Source organism: Enterococcus cecorum (assembly GCF_052119425.1).
Classification (GTDB): Bacteria; Bacillota; Bacilli; order Lactobacillales; family Enterococcaceae; genus Enterococcus_E; species Enterococcus_E cecorum_C.
Window position 1 is genome coordinate 1 of the sequence record NZ_JBQKFH010000041.1, and the last position, 20,130, is coordinate 20,130.

Consider the following 20,130-nt stretch of genomic DNA (forward strand, 5'->3'; position numbering starts at 1 on the left):
ATAGAAAGCAAAGAAACAGCCTTTTACTATGCACAGCGAAAGACAGATGTCGAAACTGTTTTTGGGAACATTAAACAAAATATGAAATTTAGAAGATTCCATGTCCGAGGAACTGAAAAAATTTTTAAGGAAATGGGACTTGTATTTCTTGCGCACAATTTTAAGAAATTAGTAACTAGAGTAAGGAAATATGAGGGGAAAACAATCATACAAAACCAAATATAGGGGGAAAACCCTCTATATTTCATCCAAAAAAACAAAAAATCGAAGGCATCTTTCACGGGTGCCTTCGATTTTTGGATTCAAAAGGGACTAATGGGTCAGCCCCATCATTATTTCTTTATTTACAAAACAAATGATACCAATGAATAAGTCGGAGCTTTTTAGATTCTTTTACAAAACTTTTCCCTCACTATGAATACGTATTTCGCTACGACCATCGCCTAGTTTTTTCACTTGAATTTGACGTGGTATTTGCTCTTTTAATTCACGTACATGACTAATAATGCCAATCATTTGTCCTTGACCTTCTAACTGAGCCAAAGTCTGAATGGCTAGTTGTAACGTTTGTTCATCTAAGGTCCCAAATCCTTCATCAATAAAGAGGGCTTCGATTTGTACGCCACCACTTTGACGCTGAATGACATCAGCTAACGATAGGGATAAAGCCAGTGATACAATAAAACTTTCGCCGCCTGATAAGGTTTGCACCCGCCGAATTTCACCAGTATAATCATCAAAAATTACGAGTTCTAACCCTGTATTACTAGCTGTGCGACCTTTTTCATCGCTAATTTCCAAAGTGTAACGTCCTTGGGTTAATTCTTGTAAACGTTGATTCGCTAATAAAAGCACTTCTTGAAAATACACTTGTAAGCAATAATTTTCGAGTGTAAGTTTCAATTCATTGTCGCCATTCATTCCTTTAGCCAGTCGTGCATATGCTTGTACTTCTGTCAGCATTTGTTGATTTTGTGCTAATAGCGTATTGTATCGTTGACAAAGCTGATTATTTTGTTCATAGATAAGTTGATCTTGAGCGTATTGGGTAGATAGCTCCTCAATATTTTGCTTCATCTCTACCAACTGTTCTTCTAATGGCTTTACATCCACAGTTGGTTTTTCTAGAATTTCAGCAAGTTCTTGCAAACGTGTTGCTAAATAGTGTTTTTCCTCTTGATAATGTTGCCAGGTTTGTTCCATTACTGGTAATTGAGCGACCTTTTTCCAATATTCTGAAAGGTTAACTTCTTCGCCTTTCTTCCAAGCAACATAGATTTGGCTACCGAAACGCAAATCTATTTGTTGATAAATCGTTACAACCCCTCGTTTAGCTTGATTGACGATTTCTTCTTGTTGCGCTAAAAAAGTCTGCAAAGATTGAACTTGAGTATCTAGTCTAATCTTAGTATCTTGAAGATTTTTTTCTTGATGTTGCGCTTGTTCCAATTGTTCGGATAAGTGTTTGATTTCTTGCTCAACTTGTAAACTTTTTTCCTTTAATACTGTATAGTTTTGATCTCCTAGCCTTGCTTGATAAGAGTTTAACTGGCTTTCTGATTGTACCCATTGTTTTTGTAAGGATTGATTTTCTGTTTGTGCTTGAATCAAACTGTCTTGGAGTTGTTTTAAATCAGTTTTTTCATGTGTTAGTTGTGCTTGCATCGTTTGTGATTGTTGCATCAAATCATCTAGTGTTTGACGAAATTGCTGGCGAAAATTCTTAATCGTCATAGCTGTAATTGGCGATATCTTTAACTCATGCACAGCTTCCCAAGATAGTTTGTCTTCCATGTAGTTAAAGAAATCAACCATCATTTTGTCTTGTTTTTGTGTATATTCATCAATTTGTTGTGCGCATTCTAGCAATTGATGTTCATTTTCTAATTTTTGTGTAGATAGCGCTCCTTGTTGTTTTTGACAAGTTTGCAACTGGATTTCTAATTGCTGTAAGGCCTGCTCGTTTTCAATTAGTGCTTGTTGATCAGCTGCTGTATCATGGGTTACACTCGGATGCTCTATAGAACCACATACCGGACAAGGCTCACCAGGTTTTAATAAGCGGCGTAACCTTGCACTCAACAATTGAACGTTAACTTGACGTTGTTCTTCTATTTGTCCCTGAATCTTTTGAAGTTTTTGATTTTCTTCTTCTATTTGTTTTTCAATTTGTGGTTGTTTCTTTTGTAAAAGATGCTGTTGCTTCAATACTTTTTGTTTTTGTGAATCTGCATTTAACCAATCTTGCAAGTTTCCTACTTCATGAGATACCTGAGAAAATTGTTGAATTTGTTGATTACATTGATTTAAGCTTGCTTCCGTTTGAACGATTGCTTCGTTTTTGTCAGATAAGGATTGTTCTAATTCTTGAACATGTTTTAAAGAGTCCTCTGTTTTTGCTTTGAGCATTTGAAAATCCTGTAATTTCTCCGCATATTCTTTAGCAATCGGCAATAATTCTTCTAATTGGTATTTCTTTTGTTGCGCTTGTTGTAAATTTGCTTGCCAAGTGGCTCTTAAATCTTGCTGTTGGTCAAAACGTTGAATGGCCACTTCATTATCACTTTGTTTGGATTTAGTATCAGTTAACTGAAAAACGGCATCTTGATATTTTTGTTTCTCCTTTTCATATTGCTCTAAATCATGCTTTTGTTGAGCAAACCATTTTAGATATTCAATTGTTTCTGATAATTCAATCATCTTTGGTTCATTTTCAATCAGTTGCGCTTGTCTAGCTATTAATCTTTCGCCTTCTGCTTGTTTTTTGGTTAGCTCTTGAACCAACTGCAATTCATCTTGTAACTTAGTTTGCAGTTGATTTTGTTCTTGTAAGGTATTTTTTTGGATATTTAAGCGATTATTTTGAATACTTAAGTCTTCAGCAAAAATTATTGGCCAACTTTCAAGACTTATATTTTCTTGATTTTCCAATTTTTCTTCTTGAGCAAACTGAAATTGTGCACTCAATTGATGTAATTGGTCCACTTGACGATTGATTGTTTTTTCTTTTTGCTTATAATTTTCTTTGACTACATCTGTTAGTTGACGATAAAACTGAGTGTTAAAAATAGTACGCAAAATATCACTCTTGTTACTACTATTAGACAATAAAAATTCCTGAAACTTACCTTGAGGAAGCAACATAATCTGTGAAAATTGCTCACTGGTTAAATGTAAAAGAGAATCAACAAATTTATTCACATCTGTAATAGAAGATAGATTATCAACCAATTGCAAATTCTCATCGAATATCTCTAAATGGACATTATGATCTACCTTTTTCTCTTTCCCATTTTTTTGTGGAATATACATTTTAGGTTGACGAGTAATCTTATAAGTGTAATTTTGATGGGAAAAAGTGAATTGAACTTCAGTTTTAGCTGTTAGCTCGGCAAAGTGACTGCGCATTTCCTGTGCTGTACGCTTATCAGAGGTTACTCTTCCATAAAGTGCAAAGGTCATCGCATCTAAAATGGTAGTCTTTCCAGCTCCAGTATCTCCAGTAATCAGGAATAGACCATCGGCTTGTAAGTCTTCAAAATTGACACATTCATCCACATAGGGGCCAAAGTTTTTCATTTGGATTTTTTTAGGTAGCATCTATCATTCATCCTTTCCGTTTACTTGATTCATCGCATCATTTACCCAATTTTGTTGTTGCTCAGTCAATGGCTCTTCATATAATCGCACAAAAAAATCTTGAATCAATTCTTCAGGTTGATTGATTTTGCTTAGATTAGTAGCATTATTGGTAGATACTTTGAGGTGTTTTTCTTTACGTGTAACATTCAACAAATAAGGATATAACGGTCGCAACTGATTCATTAACTGCATAATCACTTCTTCATTGGTAAGGGCAACTGATAAATAATCTTTGGCGTATTCTTCTAATTTTCCTCGACGATATAGCAAATCTTCAAAGCTTGCTTCAATCTGATGAACTTCTCTTAACGGCTGTAAAGGTACAAAACGTGTAGCCTGCTCAAAATCATTAGCTAATAACTCGGTGTCAATAATGCGCACTCCTTTTGAATCACGATGTTCACCCACAGAGTACTTTAATGGTGAACCACTATAGCGTACTCTTCCTTTTAAATTAGCCGTAGATGAATGTAAATGACCAAAAGCTGCATAATCAAATACATCGAACAAATCACTCGCAACACTCTGTAAACCACCGATTTCCAATGGCGTTTCTGATTCTTGACGCAAGCTTCCTGCAACAAATAAGTGACCAAGAAAGATATGCTTTTTATCGGGATCGAAAGTTTTTTGCATTTCTTTGATAATGATTTGAAGTACTTGTGAGAGATTATTTGGTGCCTTTTCAACAAGTCCGGCTTTTTCCACAAAAAAACGTGCTTCAATCAATTCAATATAAGGTAATAGATAAAACTGACAATCACCCAATGTTATTGGCTGTAAACTCTCTTTAATACTGGTATTTAAATAAAATTGGTTAGTCGCAAACCATTCTTTTCCCGTAGCTAGGCGTATTGCTGAATCATGATTTCCACTAATCATTAATAACGGAAAGTGCTCTTGAATATTCCATTTTTGAAAAGTTTGATTTCCTAATTGAATCGCTTCATTACTGGCAATGGCTCTGTCATAGATATCTCCAGTAATCATAATCGCGTCTACTTTTTCGTCTTTAGCAAGCTGCAATATCTGATCTAAGATATACGCTTGGTCTGCTAACATATCAAACCCATGTAGTTTTTTCCCTAAATGCCAATCCGCTGTATGCAATAATTTCACACCTATCACCTACTCTTTTTTCTATGCTTTTTATTATAGCACTCCAGCTCTTATGCGTCTATATGTTCTTATTCGATTTTATGCGAACAAATATCTTAAAATCACTATTTAAATATGATACAAATTTACAAAAAAATGCACTCTTTTTTTATTTTTTATGATATATTGTTTTATAGTTGATTAAAAATAAATGAAAATCGTCAAACAACTTGCTCCCTATGTATTGATTAAATGGAAAGGATTTGTATATGGCTATCTATCTTATAGAAAAACAGCAAAAAAGTGATGACATCTTAAAAAATTTATTGATCCAGTTATTGCGTCATCGAAATGAAACTTTGATTCAATATAACCAAGAATCAACTACATTAAATTTTATTCATCGTACCACTGAACTTAATCTTTACTTCATCTCAATATTAATAGATGAACCTACCAATCATGTATCAAAGTTAATTGAAACTATTCAAAAATCAGATACCAATTCCCAAATCGTCCTGGTCACTGATACAGAACTGTACGAGCAAAATTTGAAAGCAAAGTGGTCAGCGATTGTTATTCTCAATAAGAATGACTATTTTATGCACTTTGCTGAAAATGTGGAAAACCAAGTTAACTATTATTTTCAACAAAAACAGCAAGGTAATCATCAAACAATTATCATCAAAGATCGAACAAGAATGATGAAAATTCCACTCAATCGATTACGTTATGTCGAATCTAATGGTATGCATAAAATTCGTTTTGTGGGAAAAAACTTACAGTGTGAATTCTATTTACCTTTAAATCAAATCGAACCTTTACATGAGGATTTGTTGCGTATTCATCGCTCTTTTATTGTGAATAAAATGGCAGTCAAAGATGTCAGTCGGGGAAAGCGTCTCGTGCAATTAAAAGACAATACCTTACTTCCTCTTTCACGTACATATTTTAATGGAGTTATTCATGATTTAGAGCAAGTCTGTAAATGATATTTGTTAATTAAGCATTTTTATTTGTCATTTAGGAAAACTACTTCCTTTTTTTGTGATATTTATAATATAATATAATTCGTATTTTGTATGTTGAATTACGGAAAAGTCTGAAAAAGTTTCTTGTTCTCTTCATTGCGATTCAAAGTTACTCATCTCCCCCATTCTCAGTGAGTAATACATTCCCTACTTTTAATGACTTTTTCATTTGGTTAGTAGTACTTTGTTTGTTATATTTGATAAAAGGATAGTATCAAAAAACAGGTTCGTTTATTATATTCACGCAAAATACATCAGGCTGGTTATTTAATCAGTCTTTTTTTTCGCCAAAAAAAGCCAAGAGCACATAACTCTTGGCTTTCTACTTATTTTTTCTTCTTTTCTGGAATCACATATCTAAATTCTGGGTTTACTTCATAATCCAATTGATTAAAAGCATTCATCAAGCGTTCATCCACCACGGCGATACCCGCTTTATCTGATTTTTTGACATCTGAAATATCAATTGGATCGCCAAAACGAACAATTACCTTTTTTCGTAAAAATAGACCACCTAAAGTTAATGGTCCTTGATAAACACAAGGAACAATACGAACTTTAGCCATACGTGCAATAACTGTCATGCCACCTTTTAACTCAGACGAATAACGACTGCCAGAAGGAAACATAATCAAGCTCAAATCTGTATTTTTAAGTAGTTTCACTGGCGTCTTAATCGCACTTGGTCCTGGTTTTTGACGGTTTACCGGAAAGGCATTGGCGTGAACTAATATAAAGCGAATAATTGGATTTTTGAACAACTCTTCTTTGGCCATAAACGCAAATTTCTTTGGTCTAGCAGCTACAGCAAGATATAACGGATCCCACCAAGTACGATGAGGAGCAACTAATATGTAATTTTCATTTTGAGGTAATTTTTCTTTATTTTGAATTTCTAAGTTGCCATTAATGACAAAAAACAATACACGACAGACGCCGCGCATAAAACTAAAGAACATTTGAGACATCCTTCCTTTCCTTATAATCTTAAGTATAGCTTGTTAGTTTAGTTATTGACAAGTATTTTTTTCTTTTTCATTCATCAATTTCATAGTATAATAGCTTGTGAAAAATATAGAATAAAATAAGTCACTAACCGTAATAAAGCAATAGTAATTAGCACGTATTTTTAGATAACTAGAGGTGATTAACAGAAAATATGTCAGAAAAGATTACTCTACTACCTAACGAACGAATTGATCAATTATTCGCCGAAGATATCCAAATTATTCAAAGTCGTGAAGTTTTTTCATTTTCATTAGATGCCGTCTTGTTGGCTAATTTTCCGAATATTCCTAAACGGGGAAAGATTGTGGATTTGTGTGCCGGTAATGGAGCGGTTGGCCTTTTTGTCAGTCGTCATACTCAAGATAAAATTATCCAAATTGAATTACAGGCACGACTTGCAGATATGGCACAACGTAGTATTCAACTAAATGGCTTGTCTAATCAGATGACCGTCATTCAAGATGATTTGAAAAACGCACCCAAATATCTTGGTCACGATGCGGTAGATTTAATTTTATGCAATCCGCCTTATTTTAAAGATTTGCCAACCAATCATAAAAATCCTAATGAACATCTTGCCATCGCGCGCCACGAGATTTACACCAATTTAGAAACAGTGATTCAAACCAGTGCGCATCTACTGAAGATGAATGGTCGTTTATGCCTTGTTCATCGCCCAGATCGATTTTTAGAAGTGATTGAAACCATGCAACAAGCTAAAATTATGCCGAAAAAGATTCAATTTATTTATCCAAAAGAAGGCAAAGAAGCGAATATTTTATTGGTTGAAGGGATTTATCAAGGAAAAAAAGACGGGCTGAAGGTTCTGCCGCCCATCTATACTTATGATGCAAACGGCGAATATACCCCTACGATAAAGAAGATGCTCTATGGAAAGTAAAGTACATTATTTTTACGTTTTATTATGCAAAGATAGTACATTTTACGGTGGCTATACGACGGATTTGGCACGCAGATTAAACGAACACAACCAAGGCATCGGGGCAAAATATACCAAATTAGCTAAACGGCGTCCACTTCAGATGATTCATGCAGAAAGTTTTGCTACCAGAAGTGAGGCCCAAAAAGCAGAGTATGCCTTTAAGCAATTAACGCGTAGGCAAAAAGAAACTTATCTTCGCACACATCCTAGTGTAACATTACCTAATGGAAAGTAAAAAACTCCCACAATAAGCACCATTTTGTCGTACTTATTGTGGGAATTAATGTATTAAAATTCTTTTTCGATTTTTTGTAGGCTGTAGATACTGCGGTTTCCGTTGCATAGATAACCGATTGCACAAACGATAAAGAAGTATGGTATCGCATCAAAGCCAAATACTTCGGCACCGATAAAGATTGGCGCTAAGAAGGTATTGGTCGCACTACCAAAGACGCTCGCAAAACCAAGTGCCGCCACAAAATCCACTGGCAAGGCAAAAATCCCGGCTAAAGCAGCCCCTAATGTAGAGCCAATCGCAAACATCGGTAACACTTCCCCACCTTGGAAACCACAAGCAAGTGTCAAGGCGGTTAAAATCATTTTTAAGAACCAGTCATAGGGGTAAATGGTCCCTCCGTGAAAACTGTCCACAATCAAATTCGTACCCAAACTTGCATAACGGCCATCGTGAAAAACAAATAATAAAACACTCACAATAATACCAACAATCCCGATTCGCCATACTGGATTAGGAAAATGATTGGTTAAAGTTAGCCGAGTTAAGCGCATCGTTCTTGCAAATAAATAACCGACTAAGCCAAAAATAATACCTAAAATAACTAAGCGTACAATTAAAAACCAAGGCAGGCGATCATCTAATACTAAGTGATAGCTAAATTTGCTTAGTCCTAAAAATTCTGAAGTAAAACTAGCGGTAAAAGAAGCGACCATGGTTGGCAATAATACATCATAGGTTAAATGCCCTACTACTAAGACTTCCATCGCAAAAAATATCGCAGCAATAGGTGTTTGGAATAATCCTGCAAACCCTGAAGCCATCCCGATGACGATAAATCGTTTATAATTCATCCCTTGAAATTGACGACCAAATGCATGAGCCACCGTCGCTCCAATTTGTACCGCAACTCCTTCACGACCGGCTGAACCACCAAATAAATGGGTCAACCACGTTCCGCAGATGGCAAAGGGCACTAAGCGTTTAGGCACCTTGCTGACTTCTCCATATCCTGCTTTAAAAATCAGCCCTATCCCTAAATGACTATCTTTCCCATATTTTAGTTGAATATGAACAAACAGCATCCCAGCAAACCCTAGAAAAGGGAGTAAAATATGCTTATGTTGATGAAAAAAGATACTGATATAATCTAGCACACGTCCAAATCCAGCATCCAAAGCCCCAACTGATAACCCGATTAATACGCTTAAAATTAATACTAATCCGACGTGTTTCATCTTTTCTAAAGAATACCCACGCACTCAAAACACCTCATTTTATGCAATTTTCTTATCTAATCTTTCACAAAAGAAAGGATAAAAATTTTTATTAACTAACTGCTTGTAGCTGATCGACCCTTCTCACAACCTAACTGACGGTGTTCGGCAGCTAGACATTGTGAAATTCGCCCTCCCACTTGCAAAAATCTCCTTTCATCCGATTTTTTCAGTGGTAGGTAAACACACGAATTTCTTCGAGGCTTTCCGAGCTGCCTCACAACCTAATTTGACGGTGTAAATCGACTAGCTACTTCGACGTATAAGCCACCCCGTCTTGGAAAGTCTTTACTTCTCGGACTTTCCCGACGTGTTGGACAATCTTATCCGCTCGTAGCTGATCAAGTCGATTCACAACCTAATATAAAAGGGATGCGATTTTCTCACATCCCATTTTCTCAGTATTACTTAGTTGCGCGTTTTACGTAAGTACCTTCAGCAGTGTTGATTTCTAAGTATTCGCCTGCTTCGATAAAGTCTGGTACGTTTACAACTAATCCAGTTTCCATAGTAGCTGGTTTACCTGAACCAGTTACAGTTGCGCCCTTGATTGATGGTTGTGTTTCTTCAACTTTTAGGACTACAGTTGTTGGTAATTGAATACCTACGACTTCAGAACCAAAGAATTGAATTTTAACTTCCATGTTTTCAAGGATATATTTCATTTCAGTTTCTACAGTTTCAGTTGGAATTTCGTATTGTTCATAAGTTTCTAAATCCATGAAATACGCTGTGTCATCCATTGTGTAAAGATATTGAACAGTTTTTGTATCAATGTGTGCACGTTCGAATTTTTCTTCAGGACGGAAAGTAGTATCATAAGTTGCACCACTACGAACGTCACGTAATTTCATACGCATCACTGTATTTCCTTTACCTGGTTTGTGATGGCTTGCTTCTAAAACTTTAATTAATTTGCCATCTTGTACAAAAGTCATACCAGCTCTTAAATCACTTGCTGAAATCATTTAAATGTCTCCTTTAATCTTTAAAATAGTTCATTCCCATTGTAGCAAAAACTTTGCCATTTAGCTAGTACGATGAAACAAATTTAGGTAATTTCCATGATTTTACCACATTTTGAGTCTAAAAGACTAATATTAGCTAAAAAGCAAGGCTAAGAAATCCTCATTCGTTAAGTTATGGATATATTCACTTACCTTGATTTGTTTTAGTTCTTTTTCAATCGCTTCAAAACGATATTCTTTGCCGACCAAAAAGTCACTAAGTTGTTCAACTGGTTGTTGGCCAAAGAAATCGCCAAAAATCTTAGCTGCAGAAATTTTGCCATGAACGACATTTAATTTCACATCGACAATGCCGACACTGGCAATACGCGTGCGTTTGTTGTACTCAAAGGCCGGTGCTTCTCCAAAAATCCATGCATCATTGGCATATTTTTCATCAAATAATTTTTGAATGGCTTCACGGTCAGCTTGAGTTAATACTAGTTCTTTATCTTTAATCTCTGCTAAACTTTTTACGCCATATAATTCGCATAGTAATTGATTACGGAAATCTTCTGTCCGTTCGAATTGAAATTCTGGTTTGAGATAGCCTTTCACATTTGTGACATTTTTCTTCACGGATGGGGTTGCTTTTGAGGCAATTTTTTCCTTAGAGACGGTCAAAATTCGATCTAATACACTTAAATCTACATCATACATTAACGTTCCATGCGAATAAGTGCGATTATTTTTACTGTACATCGCGTTTCCCGAAAATTTCAAACCATCAATGTACAAATCATTACGCCCACCGCTTTGTGCTTGCGTTGCGCCCATTTTATGAAGAGCGGCTAAAATCGGTTCGGTCACATTCTGATAATCGCCAAATTGAACTTCATCGCGTTTTTTCACAAAGCTAAAACTCATATTGCCTAAATCATCAAATACTGCGCCACCACCAGAAATACGTCGAGTAAGCGTAATGTGATTTTTACGTAAATAATTTAAATCGAGTTCCTCATAGGCATTTTGATTGCGGCCAATAATGACACAAGGTGATTGAATATAAACTAAAAATAGTGGTTCACTGACATCGGCATGATTCATTAAATATTCTTCTGTTGCTAAATTCATGCGGATATCATTGCTTTTCATAATATGATAACGCACTTAAATCCCTTCTTTCTGACAACTGTTACCTTATCACGAATAGGTAAAAATAGCGAAAAACTTGCTTAAAAAATGCTCTTTTCCTTCTTTATTAAAAGGAAAAGAGCATTGTAATATCAATATTTATCTGCTTCACGACCTTATATTGACGGTGTTCGAAGGGTAGCTACCTCGCATCTAAGCCGAACTGCCTAGGAAAATCTTAAAACGCGACGGATTTTCCTGTCATTCCGGACAAACTTAGCTTTCTCGGTATCAATCAACTAAATACTCGGAAAATTCACCCTCCTGCTTAAGAAAATCTCCTTTCATCCGATTTTCTTAGCAGTAGGTAACACATGAATTTTCTCGTATTTGACCAAGTTGATTGATAACCTTTTGCTCGTAGCTAATCAAGTCGATTTACAACCTTATTTTACGTATGCGAGTCGGTAGGATACGGTGCGGCCGAATGGGAAGACTTGTAATCCGTGTAGGCGTTCTGATTTAAGATAGGCCACGCTTCCTTGATAGAATGGTAAAACGGCGGTGTCTTTTTCGACTAATTGTTTTTCCATTTCAATCAATTTATCCCAACGTTTGGCTGGATCCTTAGCTAAAGTGGTGCGTGCTTCTTCTAATCCTGCGTCATATGCTTTATTGGCATAACCTGATGAGTTTAGGCCGCCTGTAGAATCATAGAACTCTAAGAAATTGATTGGATCTGCGTAGTCTGGGGTCCAAGTCCCATACACTAAATCGAATTCACTCTTGTCTTGTAAGTCTAAACGGTTTTGTAATGGTACGTTCTTAATGTCAATTTTCAAACCAGGTAAGTTTTGTTGTAACTGACCTTGCAAGAATTCTACCGTCTTTTTAGAAGTAGCTGTATCAGAAGCGAGTAATTCCAACTCGATTTCATCTTTACCTAATTCTTTTTTCGCTAATTCCCAGTTCTTTTGAGCGGCTTTTAAATCATAAGGCATCAAATCGCCAGCTTCTTTACGATAATCTTCACCAGTTTCTGGATTTTTCGCAAAGTTTGTTGGGACAAAGCCATTTAACGGTTGAGAACCATCGGATAAGACATTTTTTGTATAACTTTTCTTATTAATAGCTTGTAAAATAGCTTGGCGAACATGCACATTCCCGGTTACTGGACGCTTATGGTTTGCACTGATATAACCAACCATCGCTTTAGGTACAAAGTGGGCTAATTTGTTATCCTGATTGTTTTGTGCATAAACATCGCTCAAAGTCGTATAGTCTAATTGCCCATCGTTAAATAAGTTGACACCTGTCGCAATTTCTTTTACGACTTGTACTTTCACTTTTTTCAACTTCACATTTTTTGCATCCCAGTATGTTGGATTTTTCTCCAAGGTCCAGCTTTCATTATTGCCATCCCATCCTTTAATTACAAAAGGTCCATTACCGACAAAATTCTCTGCACTTGTGCCATAAGCTTTCCCCTTTTCAGAGGCAAATTTTTCTTGTTTTGGCATAAATGGTGTACCTGTTAAAATTTCTGGTAAAAATGGTGCCGGTGCGACTAAATCTAATTCTAACGTTTGGTCATCAAGTGCTTTAACTCCTAATTGATTAACAGGCAGCTCACCGTTGCGGATTTTTTCACCATTTTTAAAGATATCCATACGATGACTTGAGCTGGAAGTCGTTTTTGGATCCACCACATTTTGGAACGCATATACAAAATCTTGCGCACGAACCGGTGTTCCATCACTATACTTTGCCTCGCGTAATTTAAAAGTATAAGTCAAACCATCTTCACTCACTTTTGGCTCTTCTTTGGCCATCGCAAGTTCAGGATTTCCATCTTTATTTAAACGGTATAATCCTTCTGAAACTTGACCAATCATATCTGAACTGTTGACATCAGTATATTGTGCACTATCAAGTGTTGATAGTTCACCTGGTGTTGAAACAGCAATTTCTTGTTTGGTAGATTTGGTTTCCTTAGAGGATGTTGCTGAATTGCCACATGCTGCTAAGAAAAGACTTGCCACAAATAATAAACTAACTACTTTTTTCATTTCATTCTTCCTTTCTTTTTATAATTGTTTGACGACATAATCAAATACTAATTGCTCTTGCTTTAAATGCGAATAAGCAAAATCTGGATGCCATTGCACACCTAGAATATGACGCTTTTTATTTTCAATAGATTCAATCATGCCATCGCTACATCTGCCGGTTATTTGTAATTCTTCGCCAAGACTATCTACAGCCTGATGATGAAAAGAATTGATTTTTCCTTGGTTGCCATAAATGGTATGTAAGCTACTTATTTTTTCTAAAAGTAGGTCATGCGAAGGCTCCTCCCGAGGAATAGGATCTTGCATATGTTCGACATCACTTAAAGGGCCAATTTCTTGATGCAATGTACCACCAAAATAAACATTTACTAACTGCATCCCACGACAGACCGCAAAAATCGGTTTTCCTTGTTTTAAGGTTTCGGTAATTAAAGCTTGTTCAAAGTCATCGCGAGCTTTTGAATAATTACCAGTTGCGTTTTTTGTTTGTCCATAAATCTCTGGTGATACATCTTGCCCACCTGCTAAAATCAATTTATCAATCTGACGGACATAAGTTTCTGCATAGTCAGGATCAGTAATTGGTAATAATAGCGGAATCCCACCAGCATTTTGAACCCCTTCAATATATCCTCTTGGGGTGTAGCTGACAGGCAAATGATAAAGCGTACTACCTGGATCAAACGTTTCATTTGAGGCAATACCAATAATCGGTCTGGTCATGCGCATCATCCTTTCAAAGAATTTGAGGCTATTATATCTGAGTACACTATATTTTCGCAACTAATTTGAAACTTTTCAGCGATAGCAAAATCTTATCACTTTAAACCATATTATTTAATTCAACTATTTAATATCATCTATCATGACAATAATCTATAAAAATATTTATGATTCAATGTTTATTTTACATTTTTATAACTATATTTTATTTACCGATAATCATATCCGTGTTATAATTATACTACTTTGTGTTTTACAGAGGTTTCCGGCGTGTACATTAACTCCTTATTAAACGCTTTTACATCATCCTATATGACACAAAGGAAACAAAAAAATCTCAGTCGGTCCCTCATCTGAAACCAACTGAGATTTTTTTACTTTTAGAAACGAAGCATATTTTCGATTATTCCTAAGATATTTGAATTTTCGATTAACACACCAAGGACGATTTTGAAAACAAAGTAACTGACTACACTATATAGTACAACTGGAATCATCGTAATATAAAAACGATTGAAGCCCTTGGGATTGGTAATTAACCAAATATTTCCATCAAAACTATAGCGTAAAATCAATAAGTATAACACGCAAAGTATTAATGCTAATTTTAAGAAAGCTGAACCAAGTAAGGCAAAAACAAAAGCCACGATGCCCACAACTACTAAGACACTTAATGGTTCAAAAATTTGGTCTAAGGCATTTTTAAAGCTGGCTCCTTCTTTTTGCATAATGATTTCAAATATCCAGTATACCAACACTAAGATAATTTGTGTTAAAAAGATAGCTAATAAGAACAACCAAAACATTGGAAAGGCCGAAATCGATGAACTACCATAGGATGAATGACCAAAACCAAACATATTGGTAAATTGATTCATCGCACCATAGATACCTCTTAGCATCACACCAAGCAATCTCGAGAAAGTCAATGAAAATAATAAACCAATCACAATGAAATTAATAATACCTAACGTTTTATACTTGATTTCTCCGATGGTTGGATGCAGGATGGCCGCTTTAAGCTCTTCAAAATAATTCTTTGCTTGATCGATATGCGGCTTTAATGCTTCAAAATCATCTAGTTTTTCAAAATCCAATACTTTTTTGCTGTTTTCTGAAGATTGGTTGTTTGTCTCTTCTTCAGATTCTTCAGGTGTTTGTGGTGCAACTGTTGTTTGTGCTTTATCCTCATTTTCTGGATTTGACACTTCTTCATTGGCTGCTTGTTGAACGCTTTGGGTCTTTTCTTCGGATACAACTTCTTCAGACACGACTTGCTCTACTTTCTCAGCATTTGTCTCCCACTGATAACCACACTGAGGACAAACCAACGCCTCTTCTTCCACTTCTGTTTGACAATTTGGACACTTTTTCATCATTTTCCACTCCATTCTTTTGCTATCGTGTAAATATTCACGATAAATTTTATCATATTATAACACAGCCAATCATTTTGTTCAAAAAAAATAAGGCAAGACACCGCTCACCTTATTAGAGATTTATTATTTATCTGAATAGTAATAATAACTACTTTCATTCATTTGTTCAGCACCATTATAAATAACTCCTAAAATACGAGCTTTGGCCTGAATTAGACGATTTTTCGCTTCTATAATAGAGTCTTTACGAGTGACACCTTCACGGATAACCACTACGGTACCATCTGTTTTAGAAGCCATAATTAAACCATCAGCCACTGTCATTACAGGTGGTAAGTCAAAAACAATTAAATCAAACAATTGATATAATTCTTCCAATACTACATTCATCCGACGCGAGTTCAGTAATTCAGCCGGGTTTGGTGGCGTTGGTCCAGCCGTCATCACGGATAAATTATCTACACCAGATGGTTGAATCACTGATGATGCAGATTGTTGGCCACTTACCAAGTTACTTAACCCCACTTCATTACTTAGTCCAAATGTTTTATGGACCGTTGCTTTACGCATATCCGCATCTACTAACAAGACGCGACGCCCTGCTTGAGCAAATACGACCGCTAAGTTTGCTGATGAAGTAGATTTTCCTTCACCAGGACCAGAAGAAACCACGGTCATACTGCGCAATGGTTGGTCACCTGCAACTGCGAATTGCAAGTTGGTTCGAACTGTACGATATTGTTCAGAAATCGGTGAATTTGGATTTAATAGCGTAATTAAGTTCACCGGCTTCGTAGCTGTTGAGTTTTTCTTATCATATTTCTTTGCCATTTATATTCACCTTCCTACACACGACTTCTTGAGCGACGATGTTTGCTATTACCAGAGTGATGGTGTCCGCTACTAGAAGATACCATATGTCCAGAAACTCGACGTGTATTGTCTTGTAATTCTTTGGCAGATAATTGTGGAATGGTTCCTAAGATAGTTAAGCCTAATTCGTCGCGAACAAATTTTTCTGCTTTTACTGTGCGGTCTAAGAATTCAACGGCAAAACTCATCCCAAAACCAACAATCATCCCTGCTAACACCCCAATAAGCAAGTTACGCGTATTGTTTGGTGAAATTGGCGTATTGTTGACTGTTGCATTTGAAATAATTGAAATTTTATCAACACTTTCTCCTAAGACTTCTTTGACAGTATCTTTGAAGATTGTTGCGGTTGTGTTGGCTAAACGTTCTGCATCTAAAGCTTTAGTAGAAGTAGCCACCAATGAGAACATCAATGAGTTTTCTGACTGTACGACATCAATCGCATCATCAATTTCTTGTACAGTCATATTAATGCCATAATTTTCTTTTAACTGATCTTTTACTTTATTTAAAATCAAATCACCTTTAATTAGATTTTTATAAGTATTAATCATTTGCAAGTTCATATTGACATCATTTGTGTTTGTATTTGGATTTTGTGGTAAAGTTACGACTAACTGAGCCTGTGAACTATATTTTGGTGTTAAAACAAAGAAAGTTAACCCTCCTGCTAAACCTAGTCCCACAAACATACATACGATAATAGTAAAAACATGCTTTTTAATAATCGTAAAAATATCTTTTAAATCAATTGTTTCTTCGACTTCCATCAACCTATTTCCTTTCTTACATTCTTCCTGCAGTTTGCATTTGAGTCTTTACTTCTCTCACTTTATTTTCTAAAGCGTCTGATAATCCTTGATGTTTCACAGAATATAAAGTATTTACTAATTGCGCATAAGTATCTGCATTGGCGTTTTCAGCAACTTGTCCATTGACCACCATTTGATTAATCATATCTAAGGTTGTCGCTGCTTGATTGCATTCGTCTTGTGCCAAATTTAGATACCCATTTGCAAGTTTTTTCCAATTTCCTTCAGGCATTTCACTGACTTTTTGTAATAGCTCAGTGACTTTTTCAGCCTTGGTATCAAGATTGATTACCGCTTGATCATTTAATGCTTGCCAGTTCACTGCATCTGCTTGAAATAGGGCAGCGATTTGATCTTGAAGATTTGATTTATCATATGCTTGTGACACACGACGTAATAATTCATCTTGTTTGTCCGCAAAACTTGCATCTTCTTGTGGCAAATCTTGTTTTTTCAATTGATAACTATCCGCAGAAACCCTCATCCCATTGATTTGCGTTTTCAAGTCTGAAATTTGCTCCGTATTTGTCTCAGGATTCAATAAATCATCATTCTCATCTGTAAATAACTGATTCACTTGTTTGGTTAATTCATCCATTTTAGAGGACTGCTGTTTAATCGTTACTTGAGCACTGGCTAGTCGTTGCTCATAGTTTTTGTGCTGATAAACTTTATAACCAAACACAACAATTGACAAAGAGATGGCCGCAATAAGCAATAAACCAAACACTTTTCCAATTTTTTTCAAATTAATCCCTCCATTAAATATTTATCTAAACCAAGAGAATTTTGATCTTCTTAATTCTCGGTAAGGTTCAAATTCGATTGGGTCGCCATTAATTAAATCCTTGGCTACTTGTTTCATTTTATCAACTAATTCTACGCCCTGATCTTTGGCAATCGCATCATAGGCTTCTTTTAGATAAAAATTACGTTTATTGATACCATGTGCATCCGAAGCAACCATTTGGACCATTCGATTTTCGACCATTAATTTCGCTGTTTTTTGAATTTCTTTACCAAACTTACCCACATAACTTGGCGCAGTGAGTTGGGCTAGGCATCCCATATCTAAAAACTCGATTAGTCGATTGGGTTCTTTGATAAATCCAGCATTGCGCTCTGGATGCACAATGACCGGAATTTTTCCTTTATCCAAAAGTTGGTAAAAAATATTTTCCGCACTTTCTGGGATACTATTACTTGGAAACTCAATTAAAATATATGTATCGTCTAAATCAGTAAATAATAAACGGTCCTTTGCTAGATCATCCATTAATAAGGTAGTTAGACGAACTTCTTGCCCTTCTAATACCGTCAATGGGATTTGATGTTCATCCAATACTTCTTGTAACTCAGCTACTTTTTCAATGATATCTGCTTTGGGGTTGATATATTTTCCATTATTGTGATGTGGGGTACACAAAATATGGGTAATCCCTTGTTTTACAGCATAACGTGCCATATCGAGACTATCTTCTATTGTTTGGGCACCGTCATCCACACCAGGTAAAATATGACAATGTAAATCAATCATCCGACTATCCCTCTCTCATTTTTACACATTCTTTTTCCATTATACAAAAAAATCACGCCAAAAAAAGCATAATAACAATAATTATTATCATTTTTTTACAATTCTCACTATACATACAATGAAAAAGCGAGTAATAAAAGGATAGCAATTAAAACTTGAAAAAATCTGTAGAGAAAAAATTACATCCCCTACAGATTAAATTGGACAAATGACTAGTTTGCTTCCAATTGGGTTTTTAGCTCTAATTGTACGCGTTGCAACTCTTCTGGACTCACCCGTTGATAAGAAACACCATCTTGCATGAAACCTGTTCCTTGTAATTGGTCAGTCTTCACATTACTAAAAGCATCACGATAATCCAAAGCTAATTTTTGAATTTGATCTTGATTTAAATCTGTCTGCATGTTTTCTGATACGGCATCTAATAAATCGCGATACTTAGTCACACCTTCAATACTCATTACTTTCTTCCCGATAGCTGCAACAACTGCTCTTTGACGCTCTTGACGGCCATAGTCACCACGCGGATCTTCATAACGCATACGAGTATAGGCTAAGGCTTTTTCTCCATTTAATTCCACATTCCCTTTTGGAAAATGGAAATTACTATTAGTGAAGTCTAAATTATTATGTACTTCTACCCCACCGACAGCATCTACAAGTTGTTCAATACCACCCATATTAATCGCTACATAGTGATTAATTGGAATGTCTAAGTATTTTTCTAACGTATCCATTGACATGGCAGCACCACCAAAGGCATAAGCGTGGTTCACTTTATCTTGAGTATTATGCCCAACGATTTCCATATATGTATCACGTGCCACACTGACGATAGTTGTTTGTTTCTTTATCGGATTTACTGTAGCCACCATAATAGAGTCAGAACGTCCATGTTCCACACGGCCTAAAGCCCCTGTATCTACCCCTAATAATAACATACTAAATGGTTGACTATTTTCAATTTGATTTTCTGAATCTGCTTTGGTTGAATTTTGACGTTGTACCGGCTTATAGGTTTTTTCCACTGTACTTGAAAAATCATGATATGCAAAAGCAAATACCCCACCTACAATAATTACTACGGCGATTATAACCCCTATTACCGTAGCTAGAATTTTCTTCCATAAGGCCATAAAATTTCCTCCTAAATCATATAGATATGACGAACAAGCCTATTTTAACAGATTTCACCTTATATTTCATCCATAATTCATCATAAATAAACTATAATTGCTAGATTGTTTGTCATTTCACGCGTCCCCTCAGACAATAAATAATATGTTATCTTTTATTCTTATACTTAGCAAAAAAGGGGCTGACCCAAAAGTAGCCCCTATGTGAAAAAATAGAGGTCTTTCCATTTAGATAGTAGTGGAAAGATCTCTATTTATCTTTTGAAAGTGAATACAAAAATAA

Annotated in this window: 18 protein-coding genes; 4 read left to right on the top strand and 14 right to left on the bottom strand. The window is 35.7% G+C overall.

Annotated elements, in window-relative coordinates:
• A partial coding sequence (locus ACTQZM_RS09815) for a transposase (protein ID WP_441653658.1) occupies positions 1-225 on the top strand: 225 nt, incomplete at its 5' end.
• A gap of 168 nt (positions 226-393) precedes the next feature.
• Here ACTQZM_RS09815 and ACTQZM_RS09820 read toward each other — a convergent pair.
• Positions 394-3,600 (bottom strand): AAA family ATPase, encoded by a 3,207-nt coding sequence (locus tag ACTQZM_RS09820; RefSeq protein WP_441653659.1) that lies wholly within the window; start codon positions 3,598-3,600, stop codon positions 394-396.
• 3 nt (positions 3,601-3,603) lie between these two features.
• Positions 3,604-4,761: an exonuclease SbcCD subunit D gene (locus tag ACTQZM_RS09825; protein WP_441653660.1), complete on the bottom strand. Its 1,158-nt coding sequence runs from the start codon at positions 4,759-4,761 to the stop codon at positions 3,604-3,606.
• 248 nt (positions 4,762-5,009) lie between these two features.
• Here ACTQZM_RS09825 and ACTQZM_RS09830 point away from each other — a divergent pair, with 248 nt between their 5' ends.
• Complete coding sequence (locus ACTQZM_RS09830) at positions 5,010-5,732, top strand: LytR/AlgR family response regulator transcription factor (RefSeq protein WP_441653661.1); 723 nt, start codon at positions 5,010-5,012, stop codon at positions 5,730-5,732.
• Positions 5,733-6,097: 365 nt separating this feature from the next.
• Here the strand turns inward: ACTQZM_RS09830 and ACTQZM_RS09835 are convergent, their stop codons facing one another.
• On the bottom strand, positions 6,098-6,730 hold the full coding sequence (locus ACTQZM_RS09835; RefSeq protein WP_441653662.1) for a lysophospholipid acyltransferase family protein: 633 nt from the start codon (positions 6,728-6,730) through the stop codon (positions 6,098-6,100).
• A gap of 200 nt (positions 6,731-6,930) precedes the next feature.
• Between ACTQZM_RS09835 and ACTQZM_RS09840 the strand changes: the two genes are divergently transcribed.
• Together ACTQZM_RS09840 and ACTQZM_RS09845 are read left to right on the top strand one after the other, a co-directional pair.
• Positions 6,931-7,680, top strand: coding sequence for a tRNA1(Val) (adenine(37)-N6)-methyltransferase (locus tag ACTQZM_RS09840; RefSeq protein WP_441653663.1), 750 nt, complete (start codon positions 6,931-6,933; stop codon positions 7,678-7,680).
• On the top strand, positions 7,670-7,957 hold the full coding sequence (locus ACTQZM_RS09845; RefSeq protein ID WP_441653664.1) for a GIY-YIG nuclease family protein: 288 nt from the start codon (positions 7,670-7,672) through the stop codon (positions 7,955-7,957). Before ACTQZM_RS09840 ends, ACTQZM_RS09845 begins: the two co-directional genes overlap by 11 nt.
• Before the next feature lie 53 nt (positions 7,958-8,010).
• Here ACTQZM_RS09845 and ACTQZM_RS09850 read toward each other — a convergent pair whose 3' ends face one another.
• The 11 genes from ACTQZM_RS09850 to ACTQZM_RS09900 form a co-directional block, all read right to left on the bottom strand.
• Entirely contained in the window at positions 8,011-9,219 is a 1,209-nt protein-coding gene (locus ACTQZM_RS09850; RefSeq protein ID WP_248624419.1) for a chloride channel protein, read from the bottom strand.
• Positions 9,220-9,638: 419 nt separating this feature from the next.
• Positions 9,639-10,202, bottom strand: a complete 564-nt coding sequence (gene efp, locus ACTQZM_RS09855) for an elongation factor P (protein WP_016251543.1) — start codon at positions 10,200-10,202, stop codon at positions 9,639-9,641.
• Positions 10,203-10,334: 132 nt separating this feature from the next.
• Entirely contained in the window at positions 10,335-11,351 is a 1,017-nt protein-coding gene (locus ACTQZM_RS09860) for a lipoate--protein ligase (RefSeq protein ID WP_441653665.1), read from the bottom strand.
• 410 nt (positions 11,352-11,761) lie between these two features.
• Positions 11,762-13,384 carry a peptide ABC transporter substrate-binding protein gene (locus tag ACTQZM_RS09865; RefSeq protein WP_441653666.1) on the bottom strand — a complete coding sequence of 541 codons (1,623 nt, stop codon included), beginning with the start codon at positions 13,382-13,384 and terminating at the stop codon, positions 11,762-11,764.
• Positions 13,385-13,402: 18 nt separating this feature from the next.
• Positions 13,403-14,110 carry a gamma-glutamyl-gamma-aminobutyrate hydrolase family protein gene (locus ACTQZM_RS09870; RefSeq protein ID WP_441653667.1) on the bottom strand — a complete coding sequence of 236 codons (708 nt, stop codon included), beginning with the start codon at positions 14,108-14,110 and terminating at the stop codon, positions 13,403-13,405.
• A gap of 380 nt (positions 14,111-14,490) precedes the next feature.
• On the bottom strand, positions 14,491-15,486 hold the full coding sequence (locus ACTQZM_RS09875; protein WP_441653668.1) for a zinc-ribbon domain-containing protein: 996 nt from the start codon (positions 15,484-15,486) through the stop codon (positions 14,491-14,493).
• 126 nt (positions 15,487-15,612) lie between these two features.
• Positions 15,613-16,320 carry a CpsD/CapB family tyrosine-protein kinase gene (locus ACTQZM_RS09880; protein WP_441653669.1) on the bottom strand — a complete coding sequence of 236 codons (708 nt, stop codon included), beginning with the start codon at positions 16,318-16,320 and terminating at the stop codon, positions 15,613-15,615.
• 14 nt (positions 16,321-16,334) lie between these two features.
• The gene (locus ACTQZM_RS09885; protein ID WP_441653670.1) at positions 16,335-17,132 is read right to left on the bottom strand and encodes a YveK family protein; all 798 of its coding nucleotides are present in this window, start codon (positions 17,130-17,132) and stop codon (positions 16,335-16,337) included.
• 16 nt (positions 17,133-17,148) lie between these two features.
• Positions 17,149-17,922 carry a hypothetical protein gene (locus ACTQZM_RS09890; protein WP_441653671.1) on the bottom strand — a complete coding sequence of 258 codons (774 nt, stop codon included), beginning with the start codon at positions 17,920-17,922 and terminating at the stop codon, positions 17,149-17,151.
• Between the two features lie 21 nt (positions 17,923-17,943).
• Entirely contained in the window at positions 17,944-18,711 is a 768-nt protein-coding gene (locus ACTQZM_RS09895; protein ID WP_248621387.1) for a tyrosine-protein phosphatase, read from the bottom strand.
• A gap of 212 nt (positions 18,712-18,923) precedes the next feature.
• The gene (locus ACTQZM_RS09900) at positions 18,924-19,847 is read right to left on the bottom strand and encodes an LCP family glycopolymer transferase (protein ID WP_349277906.1); all 924 of its coding nucleotides are present in this window, start codon (positions 19,845-19,847) and stop codon (positions 18,924-18,926) included.
• Between the last annotated feature and the right edge of the window lie 283 nt (positions 19,848-20,130).